At 70.0% G+C, this 14,487-nt stretch carries 12 protein-coding genes; 4 read left to right on the top strand and 8 right to left on the bottom strand.

The genetic code is table 11. The features are described 5' to 3' along the window. Window positions 1-7: 7 nt before the first annotated feature. On the bottom strand, window positions 8-2,116 hold the full coding sequence (gene uvrB, locus KV102_RS00770; RefSeq protein ID WP_220341546.1) for an excinuclease ABC subunit UvrB: 2,109 nt from the start codon (window positions 2,114-2,116) through the stop codon (window positions 8-10). A 9-nt stretch (window positions 2,117-2,125) separates the two neighbouring features. After that, a complete protein-coding gene (locus KV102_RS00765) occupies window positions 2,126-2,767 on the bottom strand; it encodes a hypothetical protein (RefSeq protein ID WP_220341545.1) in 642 nt (213 codons plus the stop codon). A 129-nt stretch (window positions 2,768-2,896) separates the two neighbouring features. Here KV102_RS00765 and KV102_RS00760 point away from each other — a divergent pair, with 129 nt between their 5' ends. Next, on the top strand, window positions 2,897-3,610 hold the full coding sequence (locus KV102_RS00760; protein WP_220341544.1) for a TetR/AcrR family transcriptional regulator: 714 nt from the start codon (window positions 2,897-2,899) through the stop codon (window positions 3,608-3,610). Window positions 3,611-3,640: 30 nt separating this feature from the next. On the opposite strand, the gene KV102_RS00755 is transcribed toward KV102_RS00760, so the two are convergent. Further along, complete coding sequence (locus KV102_RS00755) at window positions 3,641-4,942, bottom strand: acetyl-CoA C-acetyltransferase (protein WP_220341543.1); 1,302 nt, start codon at window positions 4,940-4,942, stop codon at window positions 3,641-3,643. Window positions 4,943-5,084: 142 nt separating this feature from the next. Between KV102_RS00755 and KV102_RS00750 the strand changes: the two genes are divergently transcribed. Continuing rightward, window positions 5,085-6,428: a 3-oxoacyl-ACP reductase gene (locus KV102_RS00750; RefSeq protein ID WP_220341542.1), complete on the top strand. Its 1,344-nt coding sequence runs from the start codon at window positions 5,085-5,087 to the stop codon at window positions 6,426-6,428. A 1-nt stretch (window position 6,429) separates the two neighbouring features. Continuing rightward, window positions 6,430-7,320 (top strand): MaoC family dehydratase, encoded by an 891-nt coding sequence (locus tag KV102_RS19430; RefSeq protein ID WP_220341541.1) that lies wholly within the window; start codon window positions 6,430-6,432, stop codon window positions 7,318-7,320. Window positions 7,321-7,365: 45 nt separating this feature from the next. On the opposite strand, the gene KV102_RS00740 is transcribed toward KV102_RS19430, so the two are convergent. From KV102_RS00740 to KV102_RS00720, 5 genes are all read right to left on the bottom strand, one after another. Further along, window positions 7,366-8,244 (bottom strand): acyl-CoA thioesterase II, encoded by an 879-nt coding sequence (locus tag KV102_RS00740; RefSeq protein WP_220341540.1) that lies wholly within the window; start codon window positions 8,242-8,244, stop codon window positions 7,366-7,368. Between the two features lie 71 nt (window positions 8,245-8,315). Next, complete coding sequence (locus KV102_RS00735) at window positions 8,316-9,248, bottom strand: PAC2 family protein (protein WP_220341539.1); 933 nt, start codon at window positions 9,246-9,248, stop codon at window positions 8,316-8,318. A gap of 92 nt (window positions 9,249-9,340) precedes the next feature. Then, window positions 9,341-10,864, bottom strand: a complete 1,524-nt coding sequence (locus tag KV102_RS00730; protein WP_220345012.1) for an amino acid permease — start codon at window positions 10,862-10,864, stop codon at window positions 9,341-9,343. Window positions 10,865-10,918: 54 nt separating this feature from the next. Beyond that, a complete protein-coding gene (gene dxs, locus KV102_RS00725) occupies window positions 10,919-12,778 on the bottom strand; it encodes a 1-deoxy-D-xylulose-5-phosphate synthase (RefSeq protein WP_220345011.1) in 1,860 nt (619 codons plus the stop codon). A gap of 82 nt (window positions 12,779-12,860) precedes the next feature. Continuing rightward, on the bottom strand, window positions 12,861-14,003 hold the full coding sequence (locus KV102_RS00720) for a DNA glycosylase AlkZ-like family protein (RefSeq protein WP_220341536.1): 1,143 nt from the start codon (window positions 14,001-14,003) through the stop codon (window positions 12,861-12,863). A gap of 14 nt (window positions 14,004-14,017) precedes the next feature. On the opposite strand from KV102_RS00720, the gene KV102_RS00715 reads away from it, so the two are divergent. Next, window positions 14,018-14,479 carry an HIT family protein gene (locus KV102_RS00715; RefSeq protein WP_220341535.1) on the top strand — a complete coding sequence of 154 codons (462 nt, stop codon included), beginning with the start codon at window positions 14,018-14,020 and terminating at the stop codon, window positions 14,477-14,479. The last annotated feature ends 8 nt before the right edge of the window (window positions 14,480-14,487 follow it).

The raw sequence follows: 14,487 nt of genomic DNA, 5'->3' as shown, positions 1-14,487 counted from the left end.
TCTCCGATCAGCCGGCGCCGGCGGCCTGCATCTGGCGGAGCTCCTTTTTGAGCTCGCCGATCTCGTCACGCAGTCGTGCCGCCACCTCGAACTGAAGGTCCTCCGCGGCTGCGTGCATCTGGGAGTTGAGTCCTTGGATCAGCTCGGCCAGCTCGGAGGCCGCCATCGACGACGTGTCGACGCGCGTGCCGTCACCGGACGCTCCGACGAGCGGGACCGGTGACTTGCCGCGCGACTGTGCCCGACCCGACCCGACGAGCTGCTCGATGTCCGCGTCCTCGCGAGCGAGCATGTCGGTGATGTCACCGATCTTCTTGCGCAACGGGGTCGGGTTGATGCCGTGCTCGGTGTTGTAGGCGACCTGGATCGCACGTCGGCGGTTGGTCTCGTCGATCGCCTGCTCCATCGAGGGCGTCACTGAGTCGGCGTACATCACGACCTGCCCCGAGACGTTGCGGGCAGCACGCCCGATCGTCTGGATCAGCGACCGGCCGGAGCGCAGGAAGCCCTCCTTGTCGGCGTCGAGGATCGCCACCAGGCTCACCTCGGGCAGGTCGAGGCCCTCACGCAGGAGGTTGATGCCGACGAGCACGTCGTACTCGCCCATCCGCAGCTCGCTCAGCAGCTCCACCCGCCGCAGCGTGTCGACCTCGCTGTGGAGGTAGCGGGTGCGGATGCCGGCCTCGAGCAGGTAGTCGGTCAGGTCCTCGGCCATCTTCTTGGTCAGGGTCGTGACGAGCACCCGCTCGTTGCGCTCGACCCTGCCGCGGATGAGCTCGATGAGGTCGTCGATCTGCCCCTTGGTCGGCTTGACGATGACCTCCGGGTCCACCAGACCGGTCGGACGGATGATCTGCTCCACGATCTCGTCCGGGTCCTTGACCTTGGACATCTCGTAGGGGCCCGGCGTCGCCGAGAGGTAGACGGTCTGGCCGATCCGCTGGAGGAACTCCTCCCACTTGAGCGGCCGGTTGTCCATCGCGCTCGGAAGTCGGAACCCGTGCTCGACCAGCGTCCGCTTGCGAGACATGTCGCCCTCGTACATCCCGCCGATCTGCGGGATCGTGACGTGCGACTCGTCGACGACGAGCACGAAGTCCTCGGGGAAGTAGTCGAGGAGGCAGTTGGGTGCCGTGCCTGGCAGGCGCCCGTCCATGTGGAGGGAGTAGTTCTCGATGCCCGAGCAGCTGCCGACCTGACGGATCATCTCCATGTCGTAGGTGGTGCGCATCCGGAGCCGCTGCGCCTCGAGGAGCTTGCCCTGGCTCTCGAGCTCGTCAAGCCGGTGCTCGAGCTCGTTCTCGATGCCTCGCACGGCGGTCTCGAGCCGCTCCGGCCCGACCGTGTAGTGCGTCGCGGCACCGACGTAGAGCTCGCGCTCCTCGCTGAGCACCTCGCCGGTCAACGGGTGCAACGTCATCAGCCGCTCGATCTCGTCACCGAAGAACTCCACCCGCACGGCGAGCTCCTGGTAGACCGGGAAGATCTCGAGGGTGTCGCCGCGCACGCGGAAGGTGCCGCGCGTCGCCGCCAGGTCGTTGCGGGCGTACTGAGCCACGACGAGGGTGCGAAGGAGCTTGTCGCGGTCCATCTCAGAGCCGACCTGGAGGTGGATCATGCGGTTCATGTATTCCTCGGCGGACCCGAGGCCGTAGATGCACGACACCGTCGCGACCACGATCACGTCGCGGCGGGTGAGGAGGTTCCAGGTGGCGGAGTGCCGGAGCCGCTCGACCTCCTCGTTGATCGAGGAGTCCTTCTCGATGTAGGTGTCGGTCTGCGGGACGTACGCCTCTGGCTGGTAGTAGTCGTAGTACGAGACGAAGTATTCGATGGCGTTGTCGGGGAAGAAGTGCCGGAGCTCGTTGGCGAACTGGGCGGCGAGGGTCTTGTTGGGCTGCATCACGAGCATCGGGCGCTGCAGCTTCTCGGCCAACCAGGCGACCGTCGCCGTCTTGCCCGTGCCCGTGGCGCCGAGCAGCACGGTGTCGGTCTCCCCGCGCTCGACGCGCTCGGCGAGCTTCTTGATCGCCTCCGGCTGGTCGCCGCTGGGCTCGAAGTCGGCGACCACGCGCAGGGGCGCGACCTGGCGCTGGAGGTCCTTCACGGAACGCATGCTTCGAGCCTACGTCGTGGGACCGACAGTCTCCCTGCGTGCACGACGGCGCACGACGAACGGTCCTCCGACGACCACCAGGACGACGGCCGCGACGACGATCCCGATGAGCACCGGGGGCGGCGAGTCGGCCTCCGAGGTGTCCTCCGGGGTCGCGCTCGCTCCCCCACCGGCTCCGTCTGCGGTCCCACCGTCCTCCACCGCCGACGGTCCGGCCTCGGACGGGCTCGGGGCGACCGGTGCGGGGCGGTACGCCGACCGGTCCGACGTCGCTGCCTCCAGGTCGTCGAGGACGGCGTCGGCGACCGGGCGGGTCCCGCCGCAGACCCTCGACACGAGGGCACCGGACTCTGCCTCGACGAAGAAGACGTACTGCCGGTCGTCCTCGAACGACGGCGGCGGGCCGACCTCGGGAACGACGACGGGCGTCGTCCGCGGGACCTCGCCCTTGTAGACGTCACTCACTGCCACGACGACGGTATCGTCGCCGGCGCCGCTCGGAGTGACCGTGCCCACGAACACCGCATCGGCACGATCGAGCTGCTCGGCCACCGGGGTCGGCGCACAGCTGCTCGCACCCGCCGGCCCGGACACCAGGAACGACCCGAGCACGAGACCCGCGCCCACGACCACTGCCGCACCTCGCCGCATCCTGCTCCCTCACGCTGTCGTCGTACGTCGGATGACGGATCCGTGCCGTGCGGACCACGCTACCGCGTGATCGGAGCCTCGCCGGAGCCGTTCGCACCAGAAGGCACGGCCGCCCTCTAGACTCCGGGTGTGGGAGATGAGAACGCCGGGGCACCTGGGCCGAGAACGCCGCGCGGCGCGCGAGCGACGGCCGCACGGAGACGCGCTCGCGAGGACGACATCATCCGGGCGACGCGCCACCTGTTCGACACGGTCGGGCTGCGCGACGCGCAGATCGAGGACATCGCCCAGTCCGTCGGGATCAACCGCGCCATCATCTATCGACACTTCTCCGGCAAGGAGGAGCTCTTCGCGCTGACCCTGGTCGGCTATCTCGACGAGCTCGCCGAGGTGATGCGCGATGCCGACGACGAGAGCCGCATCCCCGCCGAACGCCTCGAGCGGGTCGCCAGCGCCTTCCTCGACCGTGGTCACGAGCATCCCGCCTTCGTCGACTGCGCCCTGGACCTCCTGAGCAAGTCCGGCGAGGAGCTCTTCGAGAGCGTCTCGGAGGGAGCGATGATCCGGCTGGGCCGCGGCATGCTCGGCCCCCTCGGCGTGCTCGCCGAGGTGCTCGAGGCCGGCAACAAGTCCGGCGACTTCCATGTCGACGACCCCTACATGCTCGCCAACATGCTCTACACGCAGTCGCTGGGCGCGCTGCAGTTCGCCCGCAACCAGCTTCTGGTGAGCGAGGGAGCGCCCGGCGTCCCGACCGTGCGCCGTGTGAGCTGGGAGGCCGTCAAGCGCCACACCATCCGTGCGGCGCACGCGATGGCGATCGCGGACGAGCCCGTCGGCTGAGAGCGCCGACGGGCCTCGACCGCGGCCCGGTCAGCGCTCCAGGATCGCCGTCACGCCCTGCCCGCCTGCGGCGCAGATGGAGATCACTCCCCGCCCGGAGCCCTTCTCGGCGAGCAGCTTGGCCAGCGTCGCGACGATGCGGCCACCGGTGGCCGCGAACGGGTGTCCCGCGGCGAGCGACGACCCCACGACGTTGAGCTTGCTCCGGTCGATCGAGCCGAGCGGAGCGTCGAGCCCGAGGCGCTCCTTGCAGAAGATCGGGTCCTCCCACGCCTTGAGCGTGGTGAGCACCTGCGACGCGAACGCCTCGTGGATCTCGTAGTAGTCGAAGTCCTGCAGCGACAGCCCGGCACGCGCCAGCATCCGAGGCATCGCGTACGCCGGCGCCATCAGCAGCCCCTCGCTGCCGTCGACGTAGTCGACGGCAGCGGTCTCGTACTCGGTGAGGTAGGCCAACGGCTCCCACCCCTTCGTCGCTGCGTACTCCTCCGACGCGAGCAGCACCGTCGAGGCGCCGTCGGTCAGCGGGGTCGAGTTGGCGGCGGTCATGGTGGCGGACTCACCCTTGCCGAACACCGGCCTGAGCTTGGCGAGCCGCTCCAGGGACGAGTCCGGGCGGAGGTTCTGGTCGCGCTCGAGGCCGAGGTAGGGCGTCATCAGGTCGTCGAGGAAGCCACGGTCGTACGCCGCAGCGAGCTTGTGGTGCGACTCCACGGCGAGCGCGTCCTGCTCCTCGCGGCTGATCCCCCACTCGAGCGTCGTCAACGCCTGGCTCTCGCCCATCGAGAGGCCGGTGCGGGGCTCGGAGTTCTGAGGGATGGCAGGCACGATGTCGGACGGCCTGATCTTGGCCAGGGCGGCGAGGCGTCCCTTGAGGTCCTTGGCGCGGTTGGCCTCGAGCAGCGCCTTGCGAAGGCCCTCACCCACCGCGATCGGCGCGTCGGAGGTCGTGTCGGAGCCGCCGGCGATGCCGACGTCGATCTTGCCGAGGGCGATCTTGTTGGCCACCTGGATCGCTGCCTGGATGCCGGTGTCGCAGGCCTGCTGCACGTCGTAGGCCGGCGTCGTGGGGTCGAGCCGTGAGCCGAGGACCGTCTCGCGAGCGAGGTTGAAGTCACGGCTGTGCTTGAGCACGGCACCCGCGGCGAACTCGCCCACCCGCTCCCCCGCCAGGTCGTAGCGCTCCACCAGCCCGTCGAGGGCGGCGGTGAGCATGTCCTGGTTGGACGCGTGCGCGTAGACGGAGTTGGACCGGGCGAACGGGATCCGGTTGCCGCCGACGACGGCGACCCGCCGCGGACCGCTGGCGGAGCGCTGAGTGGTGGGTGCCATGGGATCTCCTTGGGAGGACGTCGTTGCGTTGGCCACAGTCGTACGACCGAACCTGGACGAGCCTGGTCGGGACTGTAACTCTAGGTTACAGTAGAGCACCAGATCCAGATACCAAGAGTATTCGAGAGGTAGGACACACGACATGAGTGACCGCTACCAAGACCTCGTCCACACCCCGGTCGGGAAGTTCTTGGTGAAGAACCTGGGGCTGCCCGACCCGCCCCGGCTCGAGCGCTACCGCGCCGGCGATCCGCTCGTGTCGGGCACCGTCCTCGTCGGCTCTGCTCCCGGCAGCACCCTGGGCACCGCGCTCGACGACGCGCTGGGCACCCTCGCAGTCACGGTCACCCGCAGCGTGGCCGACGGCGAGCGGCTGAAGGGCATCGTGTTCGACGCCACGGGTCTCGAGTCCGCGGCCGACCTCGACCTCCTGCAGGAGTTCCTCACGCCGGTGCTGCGCAACCTCGGCGCCAGCGGCCGCGTCGTCCTGATCGGCACGCCTCCTGAGCACGCCGACTCCGCCGGACGCGCGATCGCCCAGCGCGCGCTCGAGGGTGTGTCGCGGTCGCTCGGCAAGGAGCTGGGCAAGGGGTCGACCGCCCAGACCGTGTACGTCGCACGCGGCGCGGAGGGGGCGATCGCCTCCACGCTCGGCTTCCTCCTCTCCCCCAAGTCCGCCTACGTGAGCGGTCAGGTCGTCCGCATCGGCACCGCGGGCGTCACCGACGCGCCGTCGTTCGATCCCCTCGCGCCGCTGACGGGCAAGGTCGCCCTGGTGACCGGCGCGTCCCGCGGGCTCGGCCTCGCGATGGCCCAGACCCTGCACCGCGACGGAGCCACCGTGATCGGGCTCGACGTCGCGCCGCTGGCCGACGACCTCCAGCGTGAGATGGCGGCGCTGGGAGGTGAGTCGATCGTCCTCGACATCACCGCCCCGGACGCGCCCCAGCGGATCGCCGCCTACGTCATGCAGCACCACGGTGGCGTCGACGTCGTCGTCCACAACGCCGGCATCACTCGCGACAAGCGGCTGCGCAACATGAAGACGGAGAACTGGCACAAGGTGGTCGAGATCAACGTCGACGCCCCCCAGCGCATCACCGCCGAGCTGCTCGACCAGAAGCTCATCCGCTCGGGCGGCACCGTCCTCGGTGTCTCGTCCATCGCCGGGATCGCCGGCAACAACGGTCAGACCAACTACGCCGCGTCGAAGGCGGGCGTGATCGGGTGGGTGAACGAGCTCGCCCCCCGGGTCGCCGAGGACGGCATCTCGGTCAACGCGGTCGCGCCGGGCTTCATCGAGACCGACATGGTCAAGACGATCCCGCTCACGATCCGCGAGGCCGGCCGCCGGATGAACTCGATGTCGCAGGGCGGCCAGCCGGTCGACGTGGCGGAGACCATCGCGTGGTTCGCCAACCCGGGCTCCGCCGCCGTCTCCGGCAACGTCGTCCGCGTCTGCGGCCAGAGCCTGCTGGGCGCCTGAGGTGACCGTCCGGCACTTCGAGGCGGCCCCGGCGATCCTCCCGCTGTACGCCCGCGCCGCGCTGCCGGCGATCCCGTTCGTCGGCGGGCTCCCCGGAGTACGCCACACGGCGGGCTCGGTCCCTGAGGTGACGCTCGAACGCTCCGGTGTCACCACAGACCTCGACCACCTGGCCGCGTACGCCGACGTCTGCGGGTTCGCGCTCCGGGACCGGTTGCCGGTGACCTACCCCCACCTCGCAGCGTTCGGGCTGCAGATGGCCCTCATGGTCGACACCGCCTTCCCGTTCGCCCCGATGGGCCTCGTGCACCTCCGCAGCAGCATCACGCAGCACCGTCCCATCACGGTCACGGAGCGGTACGACGTGAGCGTGCGGGCGACGGGCCTGCGCGACCACCCCAAGGGACGGCTGATCGACGTCGTCAGCACCGCCCGGGTCGGGGACGAGGTCGTGTGGGAGGAGACGATGACGCTCCTGCGCCGTGGAGGTGGCGGGGCTGCGGAGGCAGAGATCCCGCCGCTCGAGGGTGTGGAGGCTCCCCGCGGCTCAGCCACCTGGAGGCTCGACGCCGGACTCGGACGGCGGTACGCCGCGGTGTCGGGCGACCGCAACCCGATCCACCTGTCGCGGCTGAGCGCACGGGCGTTCGGCTTCCCCCGGCAGATCGCGCACGGCATGTGGAGCCAGGCACGCGCCCTCGCAGCGGTCGACAACCGGCTGCCCGACGCCTGCACGGTGGTCGCGGAGCTGCGACGCCCGATCCTGCTCCCGGCCACGGTTCAGTTCGGCTCGGCCTCCGACGGCGACCGCCTGCTGCTCGGCATCACCGGGCACGCGCGGGAGGACAAGCCCGCTCCCACACATCTCGTCGCCCGGATCGATCCGCGCTGACCGTGTCCCAGGGACGGTGACGGCGGAGTCACCGTCCCGGGGCGGTCAGGCCTGCGGACGCGGCTCGATCGGACGGATCAAGCCCTCCTGGGCCACCGACGCCACGAGCGCGCCGTCCTCGGCGAAGATGTTGGCGGTCGCGAACCCTCGTGCGCCGATCGCCGACGGCGACACCTGGTCGTACAGCATCCACTGGTCGGCACGGACCGGGCGGTGGAACCACACGGCGTGGTCGAGCGAGGCGGGCTGGATCCGCGGCGACCCGACCGTCAGCCCGTGGACCACCAACGAGCTGCCCAGGAGCGTGAGGTCGCTGATGTAAGTCAGCACGCACGCGTTGAGGACCGGGTCGTCCGGAAGGTCTCCGGCGGCACGCAGCCACAGCCGTTGGATCGAGGGCGCGAGCCCACGAGCCGGGTCGTCGGCCGCACGGTTGTCGCCGACGTAGCGGACCTCGAGCGCCGACCACTCGGCGCGCCAGTGCTCGGCTGCCCGCGGGTCGACGAACTCGAGCACCTCCGAGAGCACCGGCGTCGACTCGACGGGTGGGACCTCCGGGATCGCGTTCTGGTGCTCGTAGCCGTCCTCGCGCCGGTGGAACGACGCGGTCATGTAGAAGATGACCTTGCCGTGCTGGCGCGCGGAGACCCGCCGGGTGGAGAACGATCCCCCGTCACGGATGCGCTCGACGTCGTAGATGATCGGCACGCTCGGGTCGCCGCCGAGGAGGAAGTAGACGTGGAGGGAGTGGACCGGGCGGTCCTCGGGGACGCTGTGCGACGCGGCCATCAGCGCCTGCGCAGCGACCTGTCCGCCAAACACCCGGGTCAGCGTGCTGTCTGCGGGGTGGGTGCCGCGGTACAGGTCTTCCTCGAGCCTCTCGAGGTCGAGGAGGTCCACGAGCTGTTCGATGGTTGCTGGCACGGACGTCATCGTCTCACGGCGCACCGGCCGTCGGAGGCCGGTGTAGGCGGGGACGCCTCGGGTGTGACCGACTACTCTCCGGAGCTCGACTCGGGCCGGTCGAGCTGCGCGAGGAACTCCTCGAACTGCTCACCGATCTCGTCGCCCGTCGGCAGCTCGGACTCGTCGGCCACGAGCGGCTCCACCGCGGATCGGTTCATCTGGTCGTACTGGCGCTCCAGCCCGGCAAGCACGTCGCCGCCGTCCTGCTCCTCCACCTGCTTGTGGATGTCGGCGACGGCCTCGGCCTGCTGCAGCCTGAGCTCCTCGAGGTCGAACGTCAGACCCGTGCCGCTGATGACGGCCTCCAGCAGCGCGACCGACGCGCTCGGGTATTCCACCTGGGCGACGTACTGCGGGACGTGGGCGACGTAGCCGATCGCATCGTGGCCCCACTCGCCGAGCCGCAGCTCGAGCACCGACTGGATGCTCGCCGGGACGACGACCTGCGCTCGGAACAGGTTAGGCCTGTCGAGCAGCTCACGCCGGCTGGCGTGGTTGGTGATGACCGACGGACGGGTGTGCGGAACGCCCATCGGGATCGCCCCGAGACCGACGACGAGCTCGACGCCGTACTCCTCGATGAGCTCGTGGACCTCCTCGGCGAACTGCTCCCACCGGAAATCAGGCTCGGGACCGGTCAGGACGAGGAACGGCGCGCCGTGGTCGTCGTGGTGGAGCCTCAGCTCCAGGGACGGACGGTCGTAGTCGGTGTAGCGGTCGCGGTCGAAGACCATCGGAGGTCGCCGCGCGCGGTAGTCGAAGTAGTCGTCGAGGTCGAACTCGTGGAGCACCTCACCCTCGTCGCGGGACTCCAGGTGCTCGACGGCGATCCTCGGGGCCGAGCCGGCGTTGAGGAAGCCGTCGAACGCGTAGAGCATCGCGGGACGGACGCCCTCAGGCAGCCCGTCGAGCGCTTCCGAGCCGGGACGAGTCCTCCGCAGCCTGCTGAAAAGCCTTCGCATCACGACACCTCCCAACGTCGACCGGGCATGCCGCATTCCCCGGGGGCGGGCGGTCCGACGCGTCGCGGCGGGCCGGGGGCACACCATCAAGCCTACGTGGAGCGGCTCTCGACCCCTTCGGCGGCCGCCTCCGTCGCTGCCCGGCCGACCCGGCTGTGCCTGCGCCCGTAGGCGAAGTAGACGACGAACCCGAGCGCCATCCAGATGAGGAAGCGCACCCAGGTCTCGCCGACCAGGTTCAGCATCAGGTACACGCAGGCGATGACCGCGACCACGGCGACCGCGGTGGCTCCCGGCACGCGGAACCCTCGATCGAGGTCCGGACGGGTACGGCGCAGGATGACCACGCCGACGCTGACCAGGACGAACGCGAAGAGCGTGCCGATGTTGACGAGGTCGGCGAGCGTGGAGAGGTCGACGAACCCGGAGATCGCCGCCACCGCGATCCCGGTGACGAAGGTGATCCGGTGGGGCGTGTGGTGCTTGCCGTGGGTCTGGGCGAGCCACCGCGGGAGAAGCCCGTCACGCGCCATCGCGAAGGCCACGCGGGTCTGCCCGAGCATGAGGATCATCACCACGACGACGAGCCCGATGCAGGCGCCGACCGAGATCACGTCGCCCATCCAGCCCACCCCGACGGCGTCGAACGCGGTCGCGAGCGGAGCGCCGTCCTCCGGGTCGATGTCGTGGAAGTTCTGCATGCCCGTGATCACCAGGCTGACCGCCATGTAGAGCACGGTGACGATCGCGAGCGACCCGAAGATCCCGATCGGGACGTTGCGCTGCGGGTTGTGCGTCTCCTCCGCGGTGGTGGCGACCACGTCGAAGCCGATGAAGGCGAAGAAGACGATCGCTGCGCCGGTGAAGATCCCGGCGACGCCGTACACCGCGGGATCGAGCCCGAGGAGGGACTGGACGAGCGGGGTCTTGAGCCAGCCCCCCTCCCCAGGCGCCGGTGGCTCCGACGGCGGGACGAACGGCGACCAGTTCTGCGCGTCGATGTAGCGGATGCCCGCGATGATGACGAGCAGCACGACGGCGACCTTGATGGCCACGACGACTTGGTTGATCCGGCTGGAGAACTTGATGCCGACGATCAGCACCCACATCACGAGCAGCGAGATCACGATGGCAGGGATGTCGACGACACCCGTGCCCGCCGCGGTGCTGAGCTGCGCGGGGAGCTCGAGGAACGTGCCTTCGACGAGGTTGTTCCAGTACGAGGAGAAGCCGGACGCAAGGGCCGCCGAGCCGACGGTGAACTCGAGCACCAGGTCCCAGCCGATCGTCCAGGCGATCAGCTCGCCGAAGGTGGCGTAGGAGAAGGTGTAGGCGCTGCCCGCGACCGGCACGGTGGACGCGAACTCGGCGTAGCAGAGGGCGGCGAGGCCGCAGGCGAGAGCCGCGACGAGGAACGAGATGGCGATCGCGGGCCCGGCCGTCGTCGCGGCCGCCTGACCGGTGAGGACGAAGATGCCGGCGCCGACGATCACGCCGACGCCGAACACGATCAGGTCGAGGGCCCCGAGGTTGCGGTTGAGTCGTGTCTCGGGATCGTCGGTGTCCTTCATGGACTGCTCGACCGACTTCGTACGGAACAGCGCGCTCCTGGCCATGGGGGTCCCCTCTCCCTCGGGGACACTATGCCGCGTGCGCGCGGCTCCGGCAGGTCAGAGACGTGCCAGCGTGTCGGCCGCGATGGCCTCTCCGGTCAGGCCCATCCGCTCGAGGAGGACGGCACGCTTGGCGTGGTCGAAGAACTCCTGCGTGACGCCGTGGACGCGCACCGGGGTTCGGACGTCGGCGTCGGCGAGCATCTGGGTGAGGACCGACCCCATCCCGCCCACACGGCCGCTGTCCTCGATCGTGACGAGAAGACGGTGTCGCGCGGCAAGCTCGACGAGAGCAGGGTCGAGGGGCTTGACCCACCGGGGGTCGACGACCGTGACACCGACACCCTCCGCCCGCAGCAGCGCTGCGGCGTCGAGCGCCTGGTGGACCATCGGGCCGGCGGCGACCACGAGCACGTCCTCCGCGCCTTCGCGCAGCAGCACGTCGCTGCGGCCCACGACGTCGACGGCCTCGACGTCGTCGGACACGCCTCCCTTGGGGAAGCGCACCACGGTGGGCGCATCGTCGACCGCCACCGCCTCGCGGAGCAGCTCACGGAGACGAGTGCCGTCGCGCGGCGCCGCCAGCTGCAGCGTGGGGACCACCTGAAGGATCGACATGTCCCACATGCCGTTGTGGCTGGGACCGTCGTCACCGGTGACGCCGGCGCGGTCGAGCACGAACGTCACGCCGCACCGGTGCAGGGCGACGTCGAGCAGGACCTGGTCGAACGCCCGGTTGAGGAACGTCGCGTAGACCGCGACGACCGGGTGGAGCCCGCCCATCGCCAGGCCCGCCGCGCTGGTCACCGCGTGCTGCTCGGCGATGCCCACGTCGTAGGTGCGCTCGGGGAACTTGTCGGCGAACGCGTCGAGGCCGGTCGGCGACAGCATGGCCGCCGTGATCGCGACGACGTCGCGGCGCTCGTCACCGATCCGGACCAGCTCGTCGCGGAAGACCGACGTCCACGAGGTCGGCTCCACGGCCAGCGCCTCACCGGTCAGGCGGTCGAACGCCTTGGCCTGGTGCATCTGGTCCTCTTCGTTGGCCACCGCGATCTCGTAGCCCTGACCCTTCGTCGTGATGACGTGGACGATCGCCGGCCCTCCGTAGGTCCGCGCCCGTGCCAGCGCCTCCTCCACCATCGGCCGGTCGTGGCCGTCGATAGGTCCGATGTATTTGAGACCGAGGTCCTCGAACATGCCCTGCGGGTAGAGCGCGTCCTTGAGACCCTTCTTGATCGCGTGGAGCGCCTCGTAGGTCACCTGTCCCACCGCGTTGGTCTGAGTGAGGCGCTCGCGCACCGCCTTGAGCGTCGGCTCGTAGCGCGGGTTGGTGCGCAGCCGCGCCAGGTGGTTGGCGAGACCGCCGACGGTCGGACGGTAGGACCGGCCGTTGTCGTTGACGACGACCACCAGGCGCCGGTCGACGTTGGCGGCGATGTTGTTGAGCGCCTCCCAGGCCATGCCGCCGGTCAGGGCGCCGTCGCCGATCACCGCGATCACGTGGTCGGGCCGGCCGGTGACCATGTTCGCCTTCGCCAGCCCGTCGGCATAGGAGAGGCTGGTCGACGCGTGGGAGTTCTCCACGACGTCGTGGGCCGACTCGGCCTGGCTCGGGTAGCCGGAGAGGCCGCCCTCGGTACGGAGGTTCTCGAACTCAGCAGCCCGGCCGGTCAGCATCTTGTGCACGTACGCCTGGTGACCGGTGTCGAAGATCACCCGGTCGCGCGGAGAGTCGAACACCCGATGGATCGCCATCGTCAGCTCGACGACCCCGAGGTTCGGGCCGAGGTGCCCCCCGTGCGTGGCGACGGCGACGATCAGCCGCTCGCGGATCTCCTCGGCGAGCGCGTCGAGCTCGGGGTCGGTGAGATCCCGCAGATCGCTCGGCTGGCTGATGCGATCGAGCGTGCTCATGGTCCTCCGCGGGTCTGGGTGGGCGTCATTCGATCTTAGGCCATCGCCTCCAACTACCCACGGAACCGTCGCCCGCGCCAGGTCACTCCACGACCGTGCGGAGCTCGGCGACCTCGGTGTCGAGCACCGACTCGACGGCGGTCAGCGCGTCGGCGACGGCCGCCTCGTCGGGCGGGCGCTCGCCCGGGAGCGGGAGCACCTCGACGTCGATCCGGGCACCCCTCGGGACGATCCTCCATCGAGCGACGATGCGAGTCCCGTCGAGCACGATCGGGCTGCACATGCCGTTGACCTTGTTGAAGATCGTGGGCAGGTTGTCGATCGCGGTGAAGCGTCCGCGCTCCGGCCCCGTCCCCTCGAACCCGAGCAGGACGCCGTCGAACTCGGGCAGCATCCTGACCCCACCCTCGTACGTGCTGCCGTCGGGTGCGTCGACAAGGTCGAGGTAGGTCGCGCCACCGGGACCCTCCCGTCGCACCACCTCATCCCCCAGGGCCTCGACGGCCGCGTCGACGGGGCGGAGCCGCTCGCCCAGCCACCACGCGACGTCACGGCGGGTCGCAGGCCCGTACGACGCGAGGTGGGTCCGCACCAACCCACGGCGGGCGACCTCGGGGTCGTGGGCGTCGTCGTCGACGTCGGTCACGGCGCCCGAGGTCCGGTAGAGGGTGTCGGTGCGGGTGTGCCAGCGGCGGTCGGGCGGACGACGGACGAGCCCGGGCGCCGAGCGCAGCTGGTTGCGGGTGTAGGTGTCGGCCGCGACACCGCGGCCGTCCGGCTCGTGCTCGGCCAGCCACTGGAGCACGTGGTCGACGAGGTCGTCGCGCTCGCGCCAGCGGTCGGCGTACGCGGCGGTCTCGGCGCGCACGTCGTCGGAGGACACGGTCTGCAGCGACAACGCCTTGGTCAGCGACCTGTCGAGCCAGCCCCGCGTGACCGCGGCCGACCAGGCGTGGTGCAGCGGCGTCGAGGTGTGGACCGTCCCGCGCAGCGTCGTGCCCTTGACCAGCGCGTAGGACTCGAACGCCTCGACGACCGTCTCGTGGGTGATGCCGGGCAGTCGCGACGATGCGAAGACGAACGCCGCGCGCGGCACCTGGGTCTGGACCGGTCCGAGCGCGGAGTACAACGAGACCAGGTCGTCGACCGCCGTGCCCGTGGACCTGGGGAACTGGCGGGCGAGGGTCCTCAGTGCGAGGTCGTCCTGTGACAGCGCTGTGCCCATGGTTCGATGCCTCCATGTCTGAGTCGTACGACGCGTCGTGCACGTTCTGTCGCGTGGTCGCCGGGGAGCTGGCAGCCCCCATCGTGCACGAGGACGCCGACACGATCGGCTTCTTGGACCATCGTCCCGTCTTCAAGGGCCACGTCCTCGTCGTCCCTCGCGAGCACGTGGTGACGTTGCCTGACCTGCCCGTGGAGCGGCTCGGCCCCTACTTCGCCGTCGTGCAGCAGATCGCGAGAGCGCTGCCGGAGGCCCTCGGCGCCCAGGGGACGTGGGTCGCTGCCAACAACGTCGTCTCCCAGTCCGTGCCACACCTGCACGTCCATGTGGTCCCCCGCACCAAGGGGGACGGTCTGCGCGGCTTCTTCTGGCCGCGGACCAGGTACGGCGACGGCGAGGCCGACGAGTACGCGGCACGGATCCGGGCGCGTCTGGGCGCGCTCGCGAGCGAAGGAAACGGCGAGAACCTTCGGTAACGTGCGGT

This window comes from Mumia sp. zg.B53, from assembly GCF_019550935.1.
GTDB lineage: Bacteria > Actinomycetota > Actinomycetes > Propionibacteriales > Nocardioidaceae > Mumia.
Note: the sequence above shows the minus strand (reverse complement) of the source record. Positions and strands in the feature narration are given on the sequence as shown.

Bases quoted from the DNA above. Each gene is read 5' to 3' on its own strand.
- uvrB (WP_220341546.1), bottom strand. From the start codon at position 2,116: ATGCGTTCCGTGAAGGACCTCCAGCGCCAGGTCGCGCCCCTGCGCGTG.
- KV102_RS00765 (WP_220341545.1), bottom strand. From the start codon at position 2,767: ATGCGGCGAGGTGCGGCAGTGGTCGTGGGCGCGGGTCTCGTGCTCGGG.
- KV102_RS00755 (WP_220341543.1), bottom strand. From the start codon at position 4,942: ATGGCACCCACCACTCAGCGCTCCGCCAGCGGTCCGCGGCGGGTCGCC.
- KV102_RS00750 (WP_220341542.1), top strand. From the start codon at position 5,085: ATGAGTGACCGCTACCAAGACCTCGTCCACACCCCGGTCGGGAAGTTC.
- KV102_RS00735 (WP_220341539.1), bottom strand. From the start codon at position 9,248: ATGCGAAGGCTTTTCAGCAGGCTGCGGAGGACTCGTCCCGGCTCGGAA.
- KV102_RS00730 (WP_220345012.1), bottom strand. From the start codon at position 10,864: ATGGCCAGGAGCGCGCTGTTCCGTACGAAGTCGGTCGAGCAGTCCATG.
- dxs (WP_220345011.1), bottom strand. From the start codon at position 12,778: ATGAGCACGCTCGATCGCATCAGCCAGCCGAGCGATCTGCGGGATCTC.
- KV102_RS00720 (WP_220341536.1), bottom strand. From the start codon at position 14,003: ATGGGCACAGCGCTGTCACAGGACGACCTCGCACTGAGGACCCTCGCC.
- KV102_RS00715 (WP_220341535.1), top strand. From the start codon at position 14,018: ATGTCTGAGTCGTACGACGCGTCGTGCACGTTCTGTCGCGTGGTCGCC.